Source organism: Rhodopirellula sp. UBA1907 (assembly GCF_002337565.1).
GTDB lineage: Bacteria > Planctomycetota > Planctomycetia > Pirellulales > Pirellulaceae > Rhodopirellula > Rhodopirellula europaea.
Genome location: NZ_DDGH01000060.1, coordinates 161,114 through 175,870, shown reverse-complemented (window position 1 = coordinate 175,870; position 14,757 = coordinate 161,114). Strand labels below are relative to the sequence as shown.

14 protein-coding genes are annotated in these 14,757 nt (G+C 55.6%); 6 read left to right on the top strand and 8 right to left on the bottom strand.

The window, feature by feature from the left end:
- From B2R17_RS13595 to B2R17_RS13585, 3 genes are all read right to left on the bottom strand, one after another.
- A partial coding sequence (locus B2R17_RS13595) for a sigma-70 family RNA polymerase sigma factor (protein WP_286764408.1) occupies positions 1-534 on the bottom strand: 534 nt, incomplete at its 3' end.
- Between the two features lie 43 nt (positions 535-577).
- Positions 578-1,549: a DUF4405 domain-containing protein gene (locus B2R17_RS13590; protein WP_286764407.1), complete on the bottom strand. Its 972-nt coding sequence runs from the start codon at positions 1,547-1,549 to the stop codon at positions 578-580.
- A complete protein-coding gene (locus B2R17_RS13585) occupies positions 1,549-3,399 on the bottom strand; it encodes an FAD-dependent oxidoreductase (RefSeq protein ID WP_286764406.1) in 1,851 nt (616 codons plus the stop codon). The genes B2R17_RS13590 and B2R17_RS13585 overlap by 1 nt, the downstream gene beginning before the upstream one ends.
- Before the next feature lie 267 nt (positions 3,400-3,666).
- On the opposite strand from B2R17_RS13585, the gene B2R17_RS13580 reads away from it, so the two are divergent.
- From B2R17_RS13580 to B2R17_RS28405, 3 genes are all read left to right on the top strand, one after another.
- Entirely contained in the window at positions 3,667-4,797 is a 1,131-nt protein-coding gene (locus B2R17_RS13580) for a DUF1559 domain-containing protein (RefSeq protein ID WP_037253146.1), read from the top strand.
- Positions 4,794-4,973 (top strand): hypothetical protein, encoded by a 180-nt coding sequence (locus tag B2R17_RS13575; protein WP_008653487.1) that lies wholly within the window; start codon positions 4,794-4,796, stop codon positions 4,971-4,973. The genes B2R17_RS13580 and B2R17_RS13575 overlap by 4 nt, the downstream gene beginning before the upstream one ends.
- 225 nt (positions 4,974-5,198) lie before the next feature.
- Positions 5,199-5,396, top strand: a complete 198-nt coding sequence (locus B2R17_RS28405) for a DUF1589 domain-containing protein (RefSeq protein WP_414707316.1) — start codon at positions 5,199-5,201, stop codon at positions 5,394-5,396.
- A gap of 117 nt (positions 5,397-5,513) precedes the next feature.
- Here B2R17_RS28405 and nth read toward each other — a convergent pair whose 3' ends face one another.
- From nth to B2R17_RS13560, 3 genes are all read right to left on the bottom strand, one after another.
- Entirely contained in the window at positions 5,514-6,173 is a 660-nt protein-coding gene (nth, locus tag B2R17_RS13570; RefSeq protein WP_339887054.1) for an endonuclease III, read from the bottom strand.
- A 32-nt stretch (positions 6,174-6,205) separates the two neighbouring features.
- Entirely contained in the window at positions 6,206-7,180 is a 975-nt protein-coding gene (locus B2R17_RS13565; RefSeq protein WP_286764404.1) for a serine O-acetyltransferase, read from the bottom strand.
- Between the two features lie 107 nt (positions 7,181-7,287).
- Entirely contained in the window at positions 7,288-7,749 is a 462-nt protein-coding gene (locus tag B2R17_RS13560) for a hypothetical protein (RefSeq protein ID WP_231846376.1), read from the bottom strand.
- A gap of 523 nt (positions 7,750-8,272) precedes the next feature.
- Here B2R17_RS13560 and B2R17_RS13555 point away from each other — a divergent pair.
- Positions 8,273-9,193 carry a hypothetical protein gene (locus tag B2R17_RS13555; protein WP_286764403.1) on the top strand — a complete coding sequence of 307 codons (921 nt, stop codon included), beginning with the start codon at positions 8,273-8,275 and terminating at the stop codon, positions 9,191-9,193.
- 133 nt (positions 9,194-9,326) lie between these two features.
- Here B2R17_RS13555 and B2R17_RS13550 read toward each other — a convergent pair whose 3' ends face one another.
- Together B2R17_RS13550 and B2R17_RS13545 are read right to left on the bottom strand one after the other, a co-directional pair.
- Positions 9,327-9,497, bottom strand: a complete 171-nt coding sequence (locus B2R17_RS13550) for a hypothetical protein (protein ID WP_286764402.1) — start codon at positions 9,495-9,497, stop codon at positions 9,327-9,329.
- A gap of 50 nt (positions 9,498-9,547) precedes the next feature.
- Complete coding sequence (locus B2R17_RS13545) at positions 9,548-10,183, bottom strand: TetR/AcrR family transcriptional regulator (protein WP_008661041.1); 636 nt, start codon at positions 10,181-10,183, stop codon at positions 9,548-9,550.
- Between the two features lie 396 nt (positions 10,184-10,579).
- On the opposite strand from B2R17_RS13545, the gene B2R17_RS13540 reads away from it, so the two are divergent.
- Positions 10,580-12,175 carry an HlyD family secretion protein gene (locus B2R17_RS13540; RefSeq protein WP_286764409.1) on the top strand — a complete coding sequence of 532 codons (1,596 nt, stop codon included), beginning with the start codon at positions 10,580-10,582 and terminating at the stop codon, positions 12,173-12,175.
- On the top strand, positions 12,172-14,757 hold a 2,586-nt coding region (locus B2R17_RS13535; RefSeq protein ID WP_286764401.1), incomplete at its 3' end, for an efflux RND transporter permease subunit. The genes B2R17_RS13540 and B2R17_RS13535, both read left to right, overlap by 4 nt.

Here is a 14,757-nt window from a genome sequence, read left to right as displayed (position 1 = left end):
CGGGGTTCTCGGATAGGTTCTTAACATTTTGTAAACGGCATCCACGCTGGAACCCATCTCCTCTGCGATATTTTCCACTGGCACACCCTGCCGGTAACGTTGTTCCACAAACACTCGTTTGCGTTCAGGTAGCTTCTGAACACAACCTTCCAACGCATCCAACCGACGCTGCAAATAGGCCGATCGTTTCTCCTGCCGCTCGGAAATCAACATCACGGTCTCGGTATCGAAGTGGGGTCGTTTGGCCCGCCGCCTCGACGTGAAAGCTCGGACTTGATTGAGCGCCACCGTGCACGCCCACGCCCGAAAATTAGTCCCTGGTTCGAATCGTTCGTACTCTCGCCAAAGCACGAGGTTGGTTTCCTGCAGCACTTCATCCGCGTCCGTTCGATTGGGGATGAGCGAATGGATGTAGTAAAACAGCGATCGTTGCGACTCGGTCAGTAGCTGAATGAATTCGGTCGTTGCCTGGTCGTTGTTACTCATCAGTTGTTGCGTTGATTCCTTCACAGCGTCGTTTGCCTGGAAGTTCATTCGTTCGTTTCGGTTGCCATTGAGTGTGGCAGATCCAGTTTCGCTAAAAACAGCTCTGCAATCTTGCGAGCGGTGGTGATGCTTTCCAAGTCATAGCGAATGTTGCCGTCGCCTTCGGAGCCCCACCGTGCCCGGTCAATTCCAAGATCGCATGAGGGCTCTCACGATCGACGTCAATCAGCGCCGTGTACAGCAACGATGGCTGCCCCCACTCGGATTCTTGCCACTCATCGTTTGAATCGCCCGGCAGATTGATTTCCACACAAACGACAAACCGATTGCCTTTCCCCGGCTGAAGAGATTGATCCAGTGCGAAACTGTGATTCTTGGTGGCCCCCGTCAATCCATCGACTTCCCCATTGGGATCGACCCCAGAGACCATTGTGTAGGCGTGCCGCCAAATCGGAAGCACATCGCTTCGGCGAAGCACTGATCCATCGCTGGAAAAAGTGCTGCGTGGAACGACTTCACTGTAGGCAAGCCCTTCGTCCAAGTACAACGTCTCAATCATGGTCCCGGTTGTGGATTCCACCCAAACCGCCGTGGCAGGCAGGCGACCCAGCGACGTCGAATAACCAAGATGAATCGAAAGCATCGCGTCCGATTCTCGTTTGGGTTTTCTCACGACAATCCGCTGATGCGGCGACAATTCGCCAAAGCCCACCAGCGAAGACGCCCGCACAATCTGGCTTCGCTGGCGAGTCTCATAGCTTTGATCCATCAACCAATTGGTAGGCGGGACCGCAGCAACCGAAGCAACCAGAACCACCGCCCAAAACCCAAGCACGCTAGCCTTGCGCATCAGCCCCATCGCTTTTGACTGCCTCGATGCAACGGATCGAAAGTAGCTGAGTCGGCTCAACACATGCTTTGCCACCAAGGCGACACACACGACCCCGGAGACCACATGCAATCGCGTGTTGGTCTGCGAAAACGGCAGCGTGAACGCCAGCACCCCGGTGACCATCAGGGTGCTGAAAGAAAACAGCAAGGCAAGATTGACCCAATGTCTCATCAGGACGAGCGATCCTCAAAACCGATCAGACCGCGGAGTTCTCGGACATGCTTCTGCCCAACTTCCCGAGGCGTTGTTTGGTAGGCCTTACACAACGAAGCGGCGTACCCGGTTGCAACTCCCATTTGCCCGCAAGTATTCATGACGCGAGGTCCAGCCAATCCAATGTGGGAACAACTGAAACAGCGTCCGGCCATCATCAGATTGTCGATGTCCTTCGAATACAGACTTCGGAACGGAACGAAGTATTCACCACCGGTTTTGTAGAACAACGCCTTGGACAAGAAGTCGACCGGGTTGCCCTGCAAGACTTGTTGGTAGTGTGAGTCGATCTCGCGCGTTTCCACCACCACCGCATCCTCAAATTCGCGTCGTTCAGCGGCATCTTTCATTGTGTAGATATGATCGCCCATCAGACGCCGTGATTCGCGTTTGCCACCAACGAACGAAACCCATTTCAATGTCCAGGGTGCGTTCTTGGGATGACGTTTGGCATTTGCAAACGATCCGTAGATCGCACGCAACATGTGGTCACGGATGGTTTCCGCATCGTTGATTTGGTCCAAATCGTTGTTGGAGTATTCCCAGTACCATTCCCCCGCGGTCGCTTCGTGATCCTTTGCCACCGGCATGGCCCAAGGCACATCGGGAAAAGTGCTGCGTTGGTTTGTTTTCTCGGCATTCCACAGCACCGACGTTCCCATCACACGTTTATCGGGAATCTCAGGACTCCAAAGATCGCCGTGTTTGTCCCATGCTTCACCGAACTCCGTGTGCGATTCGCGGCCGATTCGGTATTCGGCTCCCGCCCAATATCCCAGCCAACCGTCACCGGTCGCATCGACAAAGACGGGAGCATAAAAACGTTGCAAACGACCGGAGGACGCGTCTCTGGCTTCCACGCTTTCAATGCGGCCATCGTTCTTTGACAGTCCACACGCGATGTGTCCCGCGAAAAGTTCGACGCCCGATGCGGCCATGGCGGCTTCTCGCTTCTTTTGGTCCTTGCGAGCCAGTGCGCTGCCGTTGGGATAGTGTTCCGTATCGATCTTTTTCAGGATCCCAGCGGCACGACCGTGGATTCCCAACGTATGGACACGAACTTCCTCGGACGCATTGCCACCAAAGATCGGCCGGTCCTGGATCAACGCCACTTTCAATCCTTGCGAACGCGCCGCGAGGGCCGCACCACAACCTGAAATACCGCCGCCGACAACGACCAAGTCGAACTCGAGTTCATTGACTTCCAATTCGGCACGACCGGTGAGTTGATCTTTCCAAGCCACCACTTCCGCGGCGTCGTTGGGCAGCGTTGGCGAGGACGACTTGGAGAAATAGACCGCATCACAGCGACCATCAAAACCGATGAGGTCAGCAAGCTCGATCTTCACTTTGGCCGGGTCATCGATCTGGATGGCACCACCTTTTTGCCAATGCCATTTCGTGTCTTCCGTCCCAAACTCCGGCGTCAGCTTTTTATCGTTGACCGATACATTGAACCGCCCCGGAGATTTCCATTCGCCCTGGCACCAATCTCGAGTTCTCACCCACACATGCCAGGTTCCAGCGGCAGGAAGAGCCACATGAGTGCTCGCGTTGGCAACCGGCTTTCCCATGCCATGGGCCAGCAGATAACAGCCGCCCATTTGCTGGTAGTGCTGAGTATCCAGTTTCCAGCCACCCAAATCGTCGAATTGGCTGGCCTCGACCAAGACGCCTTCGGCCGCTGAACTCGCCTCCGAAGACAAACGTTCACTTCCCATGATGTAACCGGGAGCCGAGGCGGAAAGCACGCCCGCACCTCCGACCACTCGCAAGAAGCCACGTCGTCCAATTTGGTTGTTTTTCATCGTTTCTCTGGTGTCGCAAGATGGAAATCAATGGGTTGAATCGGCGACGTTGTTCGTCGGATTCATGCAACCACAGAGTCCAAGCCGGCTCCTTTTGGACAACTAAAACAACCTATTCGGTCTTTTATGCGAAAATTGTGTCCAAAACGAAGATTGCCCCCCCTCTATCTGAGCAAGGACACGAGTTTCGTCGTGTTTCTGGTGCCGCGTTCCAGGTGGCACGGTCATTGTTCGTTTATTGAAAGGAAGCGTATTGTGAAAACAGACATGAAGCGTCATGCGTTTACGCTCGTCGAGCTGTTGGTTGTCATTGCGATCATCGGTGTTTTGGTTGGGCTGTTGCTGCCCGCCGTTCAATCGGCTCGAGAAGCTGCTCGGCGGATGTCTTGCAGCAACAATTTCAAGCAGATCGGGTTGTCTCTGCACAACTACCACGCAGCTTTCAATCGGTTGCCACCCAATGGCACCGGCCCTCAGCAAGCAGCTCTGAAACAGCTTAGTGCCAACATTGGTCTGCTGCCGTTCCTGGAGCAGCAGGGTTTGTGGGAAATGATGTCCAATCCGTTGATGCCCGAACCCGGCGAAACTGCAACGGATGCTACTTCCGCTGGTTTGTGGCCGCCTTTCGGTCCACGTCCTTGGGTCGACTTGAACGAGTACGATCCGTACCAAATGCAAACCCCGGCGTTCCGATGCCCATCGGATCCAGGCATGTCACCACTGGGGACCGGAATGTCGAACTACGCGTTCTGCCATGGCGACGCACTTTTGCGAGTTGGTTATCCACCGTCGAGCCAATGGGCCGATCCAGGTGTCTTTCGGGGACTGTTCAAACGCGATCAGCCACGCAAGTTCCGCGACGTTCTCGATGGACTTTCTAACACCATCGCGATGGCTGAAATCATGACCGATCTTGGCGACCGCAGCGTGGGTGGATCCGTCGTCAATCGCACGTACTTTCCGAACGATGACTCGATGGGATCCGACTTGACCATCTGCACCGCAGTGGTTGATCCACAACGCCCTCAATTCATCGAGAGCAGTGTCACACTATGGAACAGCGGCGGCACTTCTCGCGGCGGACGTTGGTGGAATTACCACTTGATGATCACGGGCATGAACACCGTCCTGCCACCCAATTCCCCAACCTGTGCGATGCAATGGGGAACATCGTGGCAATCAGGCGTCTTCAGTTCCGCCAGTCACCATCAAGGCGGCGTGCATGTCTTGTTGGCGGACGGTGCGGTCAAGTTCGTCACCGATTCGATCGAAGCGGGCAACCAACAGGCGCAGAGCATCTCAAAGAACTATGGCACCGTTGGACAAAAGAGCCCCTACGGATTGTGGGGAGCTTTGGGATCCATTTCCTCGAAAGAAACGATTGAAGGATTCGAATGATGAAGTTCACACGAACGATCGCAATGTTGTGTTTCGCTTTGGGCATGTTGAGTTTACCCGCATGCTCACCCGAGAGCGGTGAGGCACAGAAGTTGACGGCCCCCGATGACATCGACTGGGCCGCGATTGAAGCGCAAGACGAAGCCATTGCTGAAGCGCAAAGCAAAGGCGAATAGAAACGCCTGCTTCGAATTGGCGATCATCTCGGTGCTTTGTGAACGAGATGACCGCTGGTTCGAAGGAGAAGCAATCTTGCCGTAGCCGGATTCGCCAAGAATTCGGATGCGACGCAACTGGAACATCTGAATTCTGGCGAAACCAGCCACATGCATTCACGTAGGCCAGGTCTCACCTGGCAACCAAGCCGATGCTTTGAAACAAAGCGAGGCGATTAGTCATTCATCCACGAGTTCGCGGAACTCCGGCCAGTCACCCAGCCAGGTGGAACCTGGCCTACGTCGACACAGAACCACCACGCAACAGGCCCAGACGCCCAACCGGAACATCTGAATTCTGGCGAATCCAGCCGCATGCATTCACGTAGGACTGGTCTCACCTGGCAACCAAGCCGATGCTTTGAAAAAAAGCGAGGCGATTAGTCATTCATCCGCGAGTTCGTAGAACTCCGGCCAGTCACTCAGCCAGGTGGAACCTAGCCTACGTCGACGCCTGCTGAATGCCGTCACGTATCGGCGATGAATGGGATGTGTGACGGATCAGGGTTTGATCCAAGTCACCGGCTTTCGCCGATTGGGATACAGCTCGCGGCATAGATCGCACCCACGTCCGTCACAGCCTCGCGCGGTGCAGAACTCTCGACCGTAGAAAATGATCTGCAGATGCAACTTGTTCCAGCTCGACTCGGGGAACAAGGTCTTGAGGTCTCGCTCGGTTTGCACAACGCTTTTGCCGCTGGACAACCCCCATCGCTGAGCCAAGCGATGGATGTGCGTGTCGACCGGAAACGCTGGAAAACCAAACGCTTGCGACATCACAACGCTGGCCGTTTTATGCCCGACGCCGGGCAACGCTTCCAGCTCATCGAATGTGCTGGGCACCTGGCCTTCGTGCAGATCGATCAGCATCCCCGATAGCTTCGCGAGAGCCTTGGCTTTCTGCTTCGACAGTCCCAGCGGACGAATGATTTCGAGGATTCCTTCTTCGCCAAGCTCACGCATCTTCGATGGCGTTCCGGCAACCGAAAACAACTCTGGCGTGATCTCATTGACCTTTTTGTCGGTGCACTGCGCACTCAACAAAACAGCGACCAACAACGTGAACTCGTCGGTGTGGTCCAGCGGAATTGGCGGGTCGGGATAGAGCGTGTTCAGACGCTCAAGGACAATGGCGGCGCGTTCTTTCTTCAACATCGCCACACTATACCGAATCGCCTGGGGATACCCAGTGATCAGATTTGGTAATTCACCTCGGGACGCAATTCATCGGCGGGCTCATCCGAGCCACGTACCTTCAGTTGCGGTTTTTCAAGGACCACCGTCGTGCCGGGCGAGACACTGCGAGTGATCCAAACGCTGGACCCAATCACCGATTCGCGACCGATCACCGTGCGACCACCGAGGATTGTTGCGTTGGCGTATACCACCACTTCGTCTTCGATCGTTGGATGACGTTTCTGGCCGCGGATCAACTGTCCATCGGCGTCCGTTGGGAAGCTCAATGCGCCCAACGTGACCCCCTGATACAGCTTGACGTGCTTTCCAATGTGGCACGTCTCACCGATCACCACACCGGTTCCGTGATCGATGAAGAAGTACTCACCGATCGTCGCACCAGGGTGAATGTCGATGCCCGTTTCTTTGTGCGCCCATTCCGTCATCATTCGAGGAATGAAGGGCACGTTGAGCTGCACCAGTTCATGAGCGATTCGGTAGACCGTGATCGCTTCGAAACCCGGGTAGCAAAAGACGACTTCATCGGTTGTTTGGCAAGCCGGGTCGCCATCATGAGCGGCTTGCACATCGGTCGCGAGCATCTCTCGAAGCTTGACGATGCGTTTCAGCAACTCGATCGCCATGGCTTGGCCTTTGGCTTCGAAGTCGATGTCCGTTTCGCAATCCTTGTGATTCTGCAGCACCCGGTGCTCGTGCCGTAGGGCGCGAGCGATTTGGGTGGTCAGCTGATCGTGCAAGGAATCGATCAACCCGCCAACGTGGTAGCGGATGTTGCCAGCATGCAAGTTTGTGTGCCGCTTGTACCCCGGGTAAAGGATGTCCTTGAGATCCAAAAGGATGTCAACAACAGCGGTGTAGCTAGGCAATGGGCAGTGCCCCAGATGATTGATTGAATCATCGGAGGTGTACGTGCTGACGATCTGCTCGGTCAGCTCTGGTAACTGCTCTTTCAGCCGAAAATCGGATGCCACGCCTAAACTCCCTCGGGCGACTGCGGAACACTCTTCACAGACGGAATCAATTCGAGAGACTCAGGCCCAACGGCCTGAGCAGACTCGAAATTCAAACCCCAGTGCGATCAGGGACCGATGCTGGGCGGATTGTCCAGCAAGAAGTCGCGAGGACCGCGATGGGTATAGTAAGGATACGCGACTTGGGCAGACGGCGCACCTGGTGTGAATGGCTGGCCCTGCATTTGAGCCGCCGCTCCGTGACCCAACAAACCTGGGTTCAGGTGCGAGCTGTAGTCCAAGCCACCTTGTTGCCAACCGAGTGGTCCGGCTTCGCAGCCAGTCCGACATCCGGTTTTGCAGCCCATCAGGCGACCGCGAGTTTTGCCCAACAGTCCACCGCCACCGACACGACCGCACGAGCCATTGCTGCATGCGCCGTTGCCGCACGACGAGTCACCACATCCGCAATCGCTAGACGCGACGCCGCAGTTGCCGGTCGAGCATCCGCCGCGAGTGTTGTGGTGAAGGCATCCGGTGCTGATCATCAGCATTCCGGCCATCGATCCGAGTAAAAGCCAACGATTCATTCCGAATCCTTCCATCCAATATGAATTGGGTGCCGAGGAGAAACGCCTCGACACGTGATACGAGTCTTTCTTTCACCCTTCGTTTCGGCCGTTGACACCGATTCGATGCACACAATCGCACCAACCGCGCCAGAAGTCGGAAGTGGTCGGCGGCAAGGTTTACCTAAATTGACAATCGCGGATATCGACGAGGCCGGCCCATCGGGGCAGGTCCTTCTGCGAGAGCGTGTCAATTGGTTGTTATCGCCGCGAAAACAGCCGTGCTGCGGTGTTTGGCCATCCAGCACAACAAGGCGGCAACAAACTAGCGACAACGCCTTTTCGTGACAGGTTCGGAGAAGCGTTTGCGGCAGACCGCTTGAGCTGCCGCGGATATGGCCTGTTTTCCGTCGGGAATCAGCGTGCAAAGATCGCGAATCCGCGTTACTCTGAGACGTCCAGCACTACCGGCACCGACGAGGTTGCGACGAATCAGTGTCGAGGATCAGCAAGTAGCAAGAGCCACCATTTGCAGGCGAGGATCATGACCTTCCAGACGCCCGCCTCCGTGCCATCGACTTCCCAGCAGTCCGCCGCAGAACAATCGAACGTTTCGCCAACCGAAGCGATGGCGGACCACTTCGCTTCGATCCAATCATTTGGTTCGGATCTGCCTGACGAAGCCCCAGGCCGTGTGCTGAATTGGTTTCGTCAAATGGTGACTTTGTTGGGCATCACAGCATTTCATGGCACGCTCAGTTTCGTTGCCAGCCTGTGCCTGCTGCTGACCATTCGTTTTGTGTTCTTCACCTCACGACCGGGCATCGAAGGCATTCTCTTATTCGTCGCCGCGGTGATCGTCGGCGGCTTGATCGCAGCGACACAACTGATGATTGTTTGCCGCTACGAAGAGTATCCGTTTCACCTCTTGCTGGCTCGCCGACTCCGCCGTGTCATTGCCGGACGTCGCAACCCGGTGGTTCACCCCAACGAAGAAGGCTCCAGATTCTGCGAGATCGTTCCGCAAGAACGTTGGAACCGCCTGCGACTGGAAACCGCGACGGACTTGGTCTGGGTACGCATCGACGGGGATGGTGTTTGGATGGAAGGCGATCGCCATCGCTATCACTTTGGGCCCAGTTCCATACTAGGTGCGATCCCGCAATCGTTCACACCCGCCGGCGGATGGACTCAATTGCACGCCGCCTTGATTTACGTCCGCACGCCGGACGGTCCAGAAGAGATCCCGTTGGTCTACCGCGACTTCCGATTTGCAAACATGAATTCATCCGACCGACGTCTTCAACGTGACGCGATGGTCGACGCAATCTGCGAAATCGCCCGAGGCAGCGAATACGAACCGATCTATGTTCCAACCGCGACGAACCCATCGCAGGCGCCCGACACATCGGCCAGCAACAATCCCTATGCGCCACCGCGGATGACATCACACACCGGAGCGTGAGAACGGTCATCGACATCGCCCCGGTCGGGGCCGTTGCGACGATGCGGTGAGGAAATTGCAAAGTGCAAATTGATCAATGCAAATTGCAAAGTGTTTCTGCTCTGGCGAGGCACGTGATTTCACCGACCTAAAATTACCAATTTGCGATGTCCATTTTGCAATTTGCAATCACCCCGTCCCGCCCCGCATCACGTCGCAACCACATCAAATCGCCCCGGATGGGGCCGGCGTTGTCGATGCCGCGTTGTTGAACCGCGTGACGCAAACGGTTGAAAATGAATCCGGATGCAATGTGGCTTGGCATTCGAACGCTGTCCAACGGAACAGTTGGGGGCAACTGTTCTACTCTGATCTTCAATCGGAAACTCTGTAGCACGACAAAAACATCTCGACGGTGGACTCGATGATGCTGGCCCGTTTCTTTTTACTCGGTGGTGACTCGCCATTGACGATGGTTGGCCAGAACGCAAACGTCATCAGCATTCCGACAAACTGCTTGGCCGCGAATTCTGTGTTGGTGTGATTCAGGCAACCCGCCGCAAGAGCATCATCCAGCCAGCTTTCCACGCGTTTGTGAAAGCGACGATGATCGATCTTCTTACCCACCTCGGGCTCGGCCAAGACTCGCGAGATACCGGCACGCGCGAGCGCGACAACCGATGTCGATGTCATGAACTGAACTTCGGCCTCGGCCAGTTCAACCAACTGTTCTCGTAAATCGCGTGATGGATCGAACGAGCACTCGGGCAGCAACTCTGCCTTCTGGGCCAACTCCTCGATGATCGCGTCGAAGAGAGCCTCTTTGCTGTCGAAATGGTTGTAAAGCGTCCGCTTGCTCACATTCGCGGTCGCTGCGATCACATTCATGCTGGTCGAAAAGTAGCCGCGAGTTTGAAACTCCGTTGCCGCGGCCTGCACAATCGCAATCCGCTTGCGATCAGTCAGCCGGCGTGGGGCGGCATCGTCGGGCTCGGTTGGACGGACTGGCAAAACTTGCTCCGTGCGGTTTACTTTTGAAAAGCGTGATGTAGAGTACACCGATGGGTTTACTTATTGCAGTTTTGCGAACTGAACGCCAGGGGCAATCTCGCCGCCAACGTGGATGACCTCATCACCGTCCATCGAATCGGCTTGTGTTTTCCCCGTCGCCGCCCCAGTGACTCGAGCTGTTCCACATCGCGGCAACGCATCACAGCGACTCTTTTCTCGTTGACCTCTCATCGCGTCCACCTAACGAAACGAACCACTGTGCCTATTCGTTTTCAACCGTTTCGGTTTTTCGTGGCCTTCAGCACGTCCTGTTGTTTGATCGGAATGCTTGGATGTTCCAGCGAATCCGCACCCGACATCAATGAGGTCGACAAGCCGCCCAAAACCGTGACCGTCATGACGCTGCATCCGAGCAGCCCGTCTTACCAACATCACACCACCGCGTCCGTCGCACCTTGGAAAGCGGAACGAATTGCGTTTGAACAGGCCGGACGTGTGGTGCAGGTGATCGAGCCCAACGAAATGGTGACTGGCGTTGGGAACGGTCGCATTGGTATTCCACTCGCTCGGTTGAACGAAGAACAGTTTCGAATCGCCGTTGATGCCGCGCGTGCCGACCTGGCAGTTGCCGAACGCCGGCGACAAGCGAACTTGATCTCGATCGAACAACGATTGCCAAGTCGAATCCGTACCGCGGAGGCCGAACTGCAATTGGCTCGGCGAGAACTGGAACGGGCGCAGAAATTGTCACGCTCCAATGCAATGTCAGGATCGGAGCTGGACACCACTCGTACGCGAGCATCGACCGCACAACTTCAGGTCGACAGTGCGACCGCTGATCTGGCTCAAGCCAATGCGGAACAACTAGCATTGGACGCCCAGGTGCAACAGGCCAGCCAGAGGTTGGCCGAAGCTGAACGCAATTTGCGAAACACAACGCTCTACAGTTCCTTCCCTGGCCAAGTCACGGAGATCCACGCGGTACCTGGGACTTATGTCAAAGAAGGCGATCCGATCGTGACAGTGCAAATGGTCGACCCAATGCTGGTCGAGTTTGAAGTCACCGCAGCGAATTCTCGTCGCTACCAACGCGGCGACACCCTTGGTGTGACAGTCACCGATCATGACGGCAGTCAACATCGTGCGACAGGAATGGTTTACACGGTCGACTCCATCGCGGATGCCAACACTCGAACGTTCACAGTATCGCTGCACGTTCGCAATCAACAAGAAAGCAGCGTTGACTTGCACGAGTCTTCGGAAGCTCAATTGAAAACCAAGGACATCTTCCCTCTCAACATCGGACCAATCGTCACGGGCGATCAGCGTCTGCTGGTGGAGCAACGCTGCATCCATCGGATTGGTGAAGAGACGTTTGTGTGGAAGGTCACCAATCGTTCCTGGAACCAACTTTCAAACACAAGCGATCGAGGATTGACGGTCCAGCGATTGAAAGTGAACCTCGCCAGTGATGTGATTCCGTTCCTGGGCACATGGAACTTCGTCGCCATCGAGTTCGCGGATCCTTCGTCAATCAATATTGAAAACGACTTGATCACGGGCCAATTGCTCGCCCTCGATGGTTCGCCACTGGAACCTGAAGCTCTGCTTCGCAAGCAAAATGAACGCGTGTATCTGGAGCAAACGCGTTGGATGCTCCGTGCCGGCGATACCGTTCGAGTTGCATTGATCCCCGACAATTCCAACATCGGCTTTTATGTTCCCATGAAGGCCGTCCGTCGAGAGAACGGCGAAACGTTCGTGCATGTCGTGGACGACATGCGGTCAGAGCCAACGGCGAGACGTGTTCGAATCAATGTCAAAGAAGAAGACTCGTTAGACGAAGACTCATTGATTCTCTGCATCGAACCGGTCGATTCGGATGACTTGGTCGACGGTGCCCATGTCGTCGTCCGCGGCACGCACTACCTCGACGACGGCGATCGGGTTCGGGTTGTTCCAACGCAATCAGCATCGGTGAGCGTTCAATGAATCGTCTACCAGCTTTTGCCGTGGCACGTCCGACGGTTGTGATCGCCTTTGTGATGATGTTCGTCTGTTGGGGCATCATCGCCGCGCTGACGATGCCTCGACGTGAAGACCCCGAATTCACGTTAAAAATCTGTGTCGTCTCGGCACGCTGGCCGGGTGCGTCGGCGGAAAAGATGGAAGAGCTGGTCACGGATCCTCTCGAAGAAGCCATCGATGGGATGGAGGAAGTGCGTCTGATCCGGTCCACCTCCAGCAGCGAACAAACGGTCATCTTTGTCGAGCTGGAAGAGTGGTTGCCCGCAGCGAAGATTGACGACGCGTGGGATCGCGTTCGAGCAAGGGTCGAGAACGTCCCGATGCCCGATCCAGCTGTGGTTCCGTTCGTGAACGATGAATTCGCGGACACGAGCGTCATCTTGTTTGCCGTCCATCAGCAACCCGCCGACGGCAGCGATACGATTGAACCGCGATTTGCTTACTCTGATCGCGAATTGGATGTCTATTCCGAACGAATTCGTGATGCCCTGCGACTGTTGCCCGGGGTTGCCAAGGTTGAACGTCACGGCGTCCGTGAAGAAGCCATCTATGTCGAGACCGACGAACGCAATTGGTCTCAGCTGGAACTGACGATCGATCAAATTGCCGATTTGGCGCAGGCTCAAAACATCGTTGAACCAGGCGGCCGAATTGATGCTGGTGATGGACGGTTCTTCGTCAAACCAGCCGGGGAGGTCAATGCGCTCGCGGAAATCAATCGATTGGTCGTCAGCGGCGTGCCGTCACGCGGTGGAGTCAATCCCATTCACTTGGAAGACTTGGGGCTTCGCGTCCGACGAGGCTACGTGGACCCGCCCACGCGAATTTGCCGTTATGGCGACGTCAATTTGGAAGCGACCGCAAACGTGGTTGCCGTTCAAATGAAATCGGGTGCCAACATCGTCGACATTTGCAGCAGTGCGAAACAACGGATCGTCGAGCTTCGCAACAGCGGTGAACTGCCGCCGGACTTGGCCGTCCCAATCATCTCCGACCAATCCGACAGCGTGAATCAAAGGCTTCGCGAAGTCGTGATGAATATCATCTCGGCGATCGTGATTGTGGTCGTGGTGGTTTACCTCGTGGTGGGGTTCCGTACCGCGGCGGTCATGGCGGCAAACATTCCTTTTGTCGTGCTCACATCCCTCGCGATTGTGACGCTGTTTGGTGTTCAATTGGAACAAATGTCGCTGGCCTCGATGATCATTTCGCTCGGCTTGCTAGTCGACAATGCCGTTCAGATTTGCGACCAAGCGAGAACGAATCAAATCGCAGGCATGCCACCAAAAAAAGCGGCGGTCCAAGGGGCCCAAACTCTCGGCAAATCGATGCTGAACGGGACGCTGACAACCATCGCCGCGTTTGTACCGATGCTGATCGCGATGGACGGAGTCAACCGAGAATTCATCTACAGTTTGCCGACAACACTGTCCGTGATGTTGGCCGTCAGCTGGGTGCTGGCAATGACGTTTTGTGTGATCTTGGCGGCCTGGTTCATTCGTCCGCCAAAAGACCCGAGCAAGCCGACTGCGCCCTTGCCATGGTTGATGGGCAAACTGGGTTCATCCAAATGGGTTCGCCGGTTCGGAAGCGGTCGCGCATCCGCGTCTTCGCCAGAGATGCCCGAGGGACCATCCCATCTCGCTCCTCAAACCGCGGCAACCGACGGAATCTTCTTTCGTTTGTACGGTTCTTCACTGCGATGGGCGTTGAGGCATCGCTTCATCACAATCGCTGCCGCGTTTGGTGCATTGCTCGCAACGACTCAACTACCGATCTCGGCAGAGTTTTTCCCGTTGACTCAAAGGAATCAATTCGCCGTTGAAGTCTGGCTCCCCGAATCATCTTCGATTGCTCAAACCAACGAGCTAGCTCGTGAAGTCGAAGAGATGATTCGCCGCTGCAGTGCCTTCATTGACGAGGACGGGAACGAAGAAGAACGTCTCTTGAACATGCGCACGATGGTTGGTGGCGGCGGGGCAAGGTGGTATTTGTCCTGGGAACCCGAGGCCTTGAAACCAAACTTCGCCGAGATCCTGATTCAGACAACCGATGGGAAGTTGACTCACGAGTTTGCAGAAAAACTGCGTCACGTCATTGCCAACGGAGATCCCGATTTAGGATTGCAGCCAATCGTCGGAGCCCGAGTCGTGCCGATCGAATTGCTGCTGGGACCGCCCGCCGATCCCGTCGTGTTGCGGGTTGTCGGCAACGGTTTCGCAAACATGAAAACGCTGCGAGACGCCGCCGACCGCATCAAAAAGATGGTGAACGCGGATCCGGACACAATCTCACTCAGCGATTCATGGGGTGTCAGCAGCCAAGAATTGTATGTTGACGTTGAATCTGATCTCGCCAATTTGGCACGAGTGAGCAACGCCGAAGTTGCGACGACGTTGGACACCTATTTCTCCGGGCGTCTGCTGACCTACTATCGCGAAGGAGAACATCAGATACCGGTCTATTTCCGACTCGAACCGGAGAGTCGATCTCTGTCGGCGATTTCGAACGCCCATGTCGAAACCAGCCAGAGCAAGTTGCCGCTC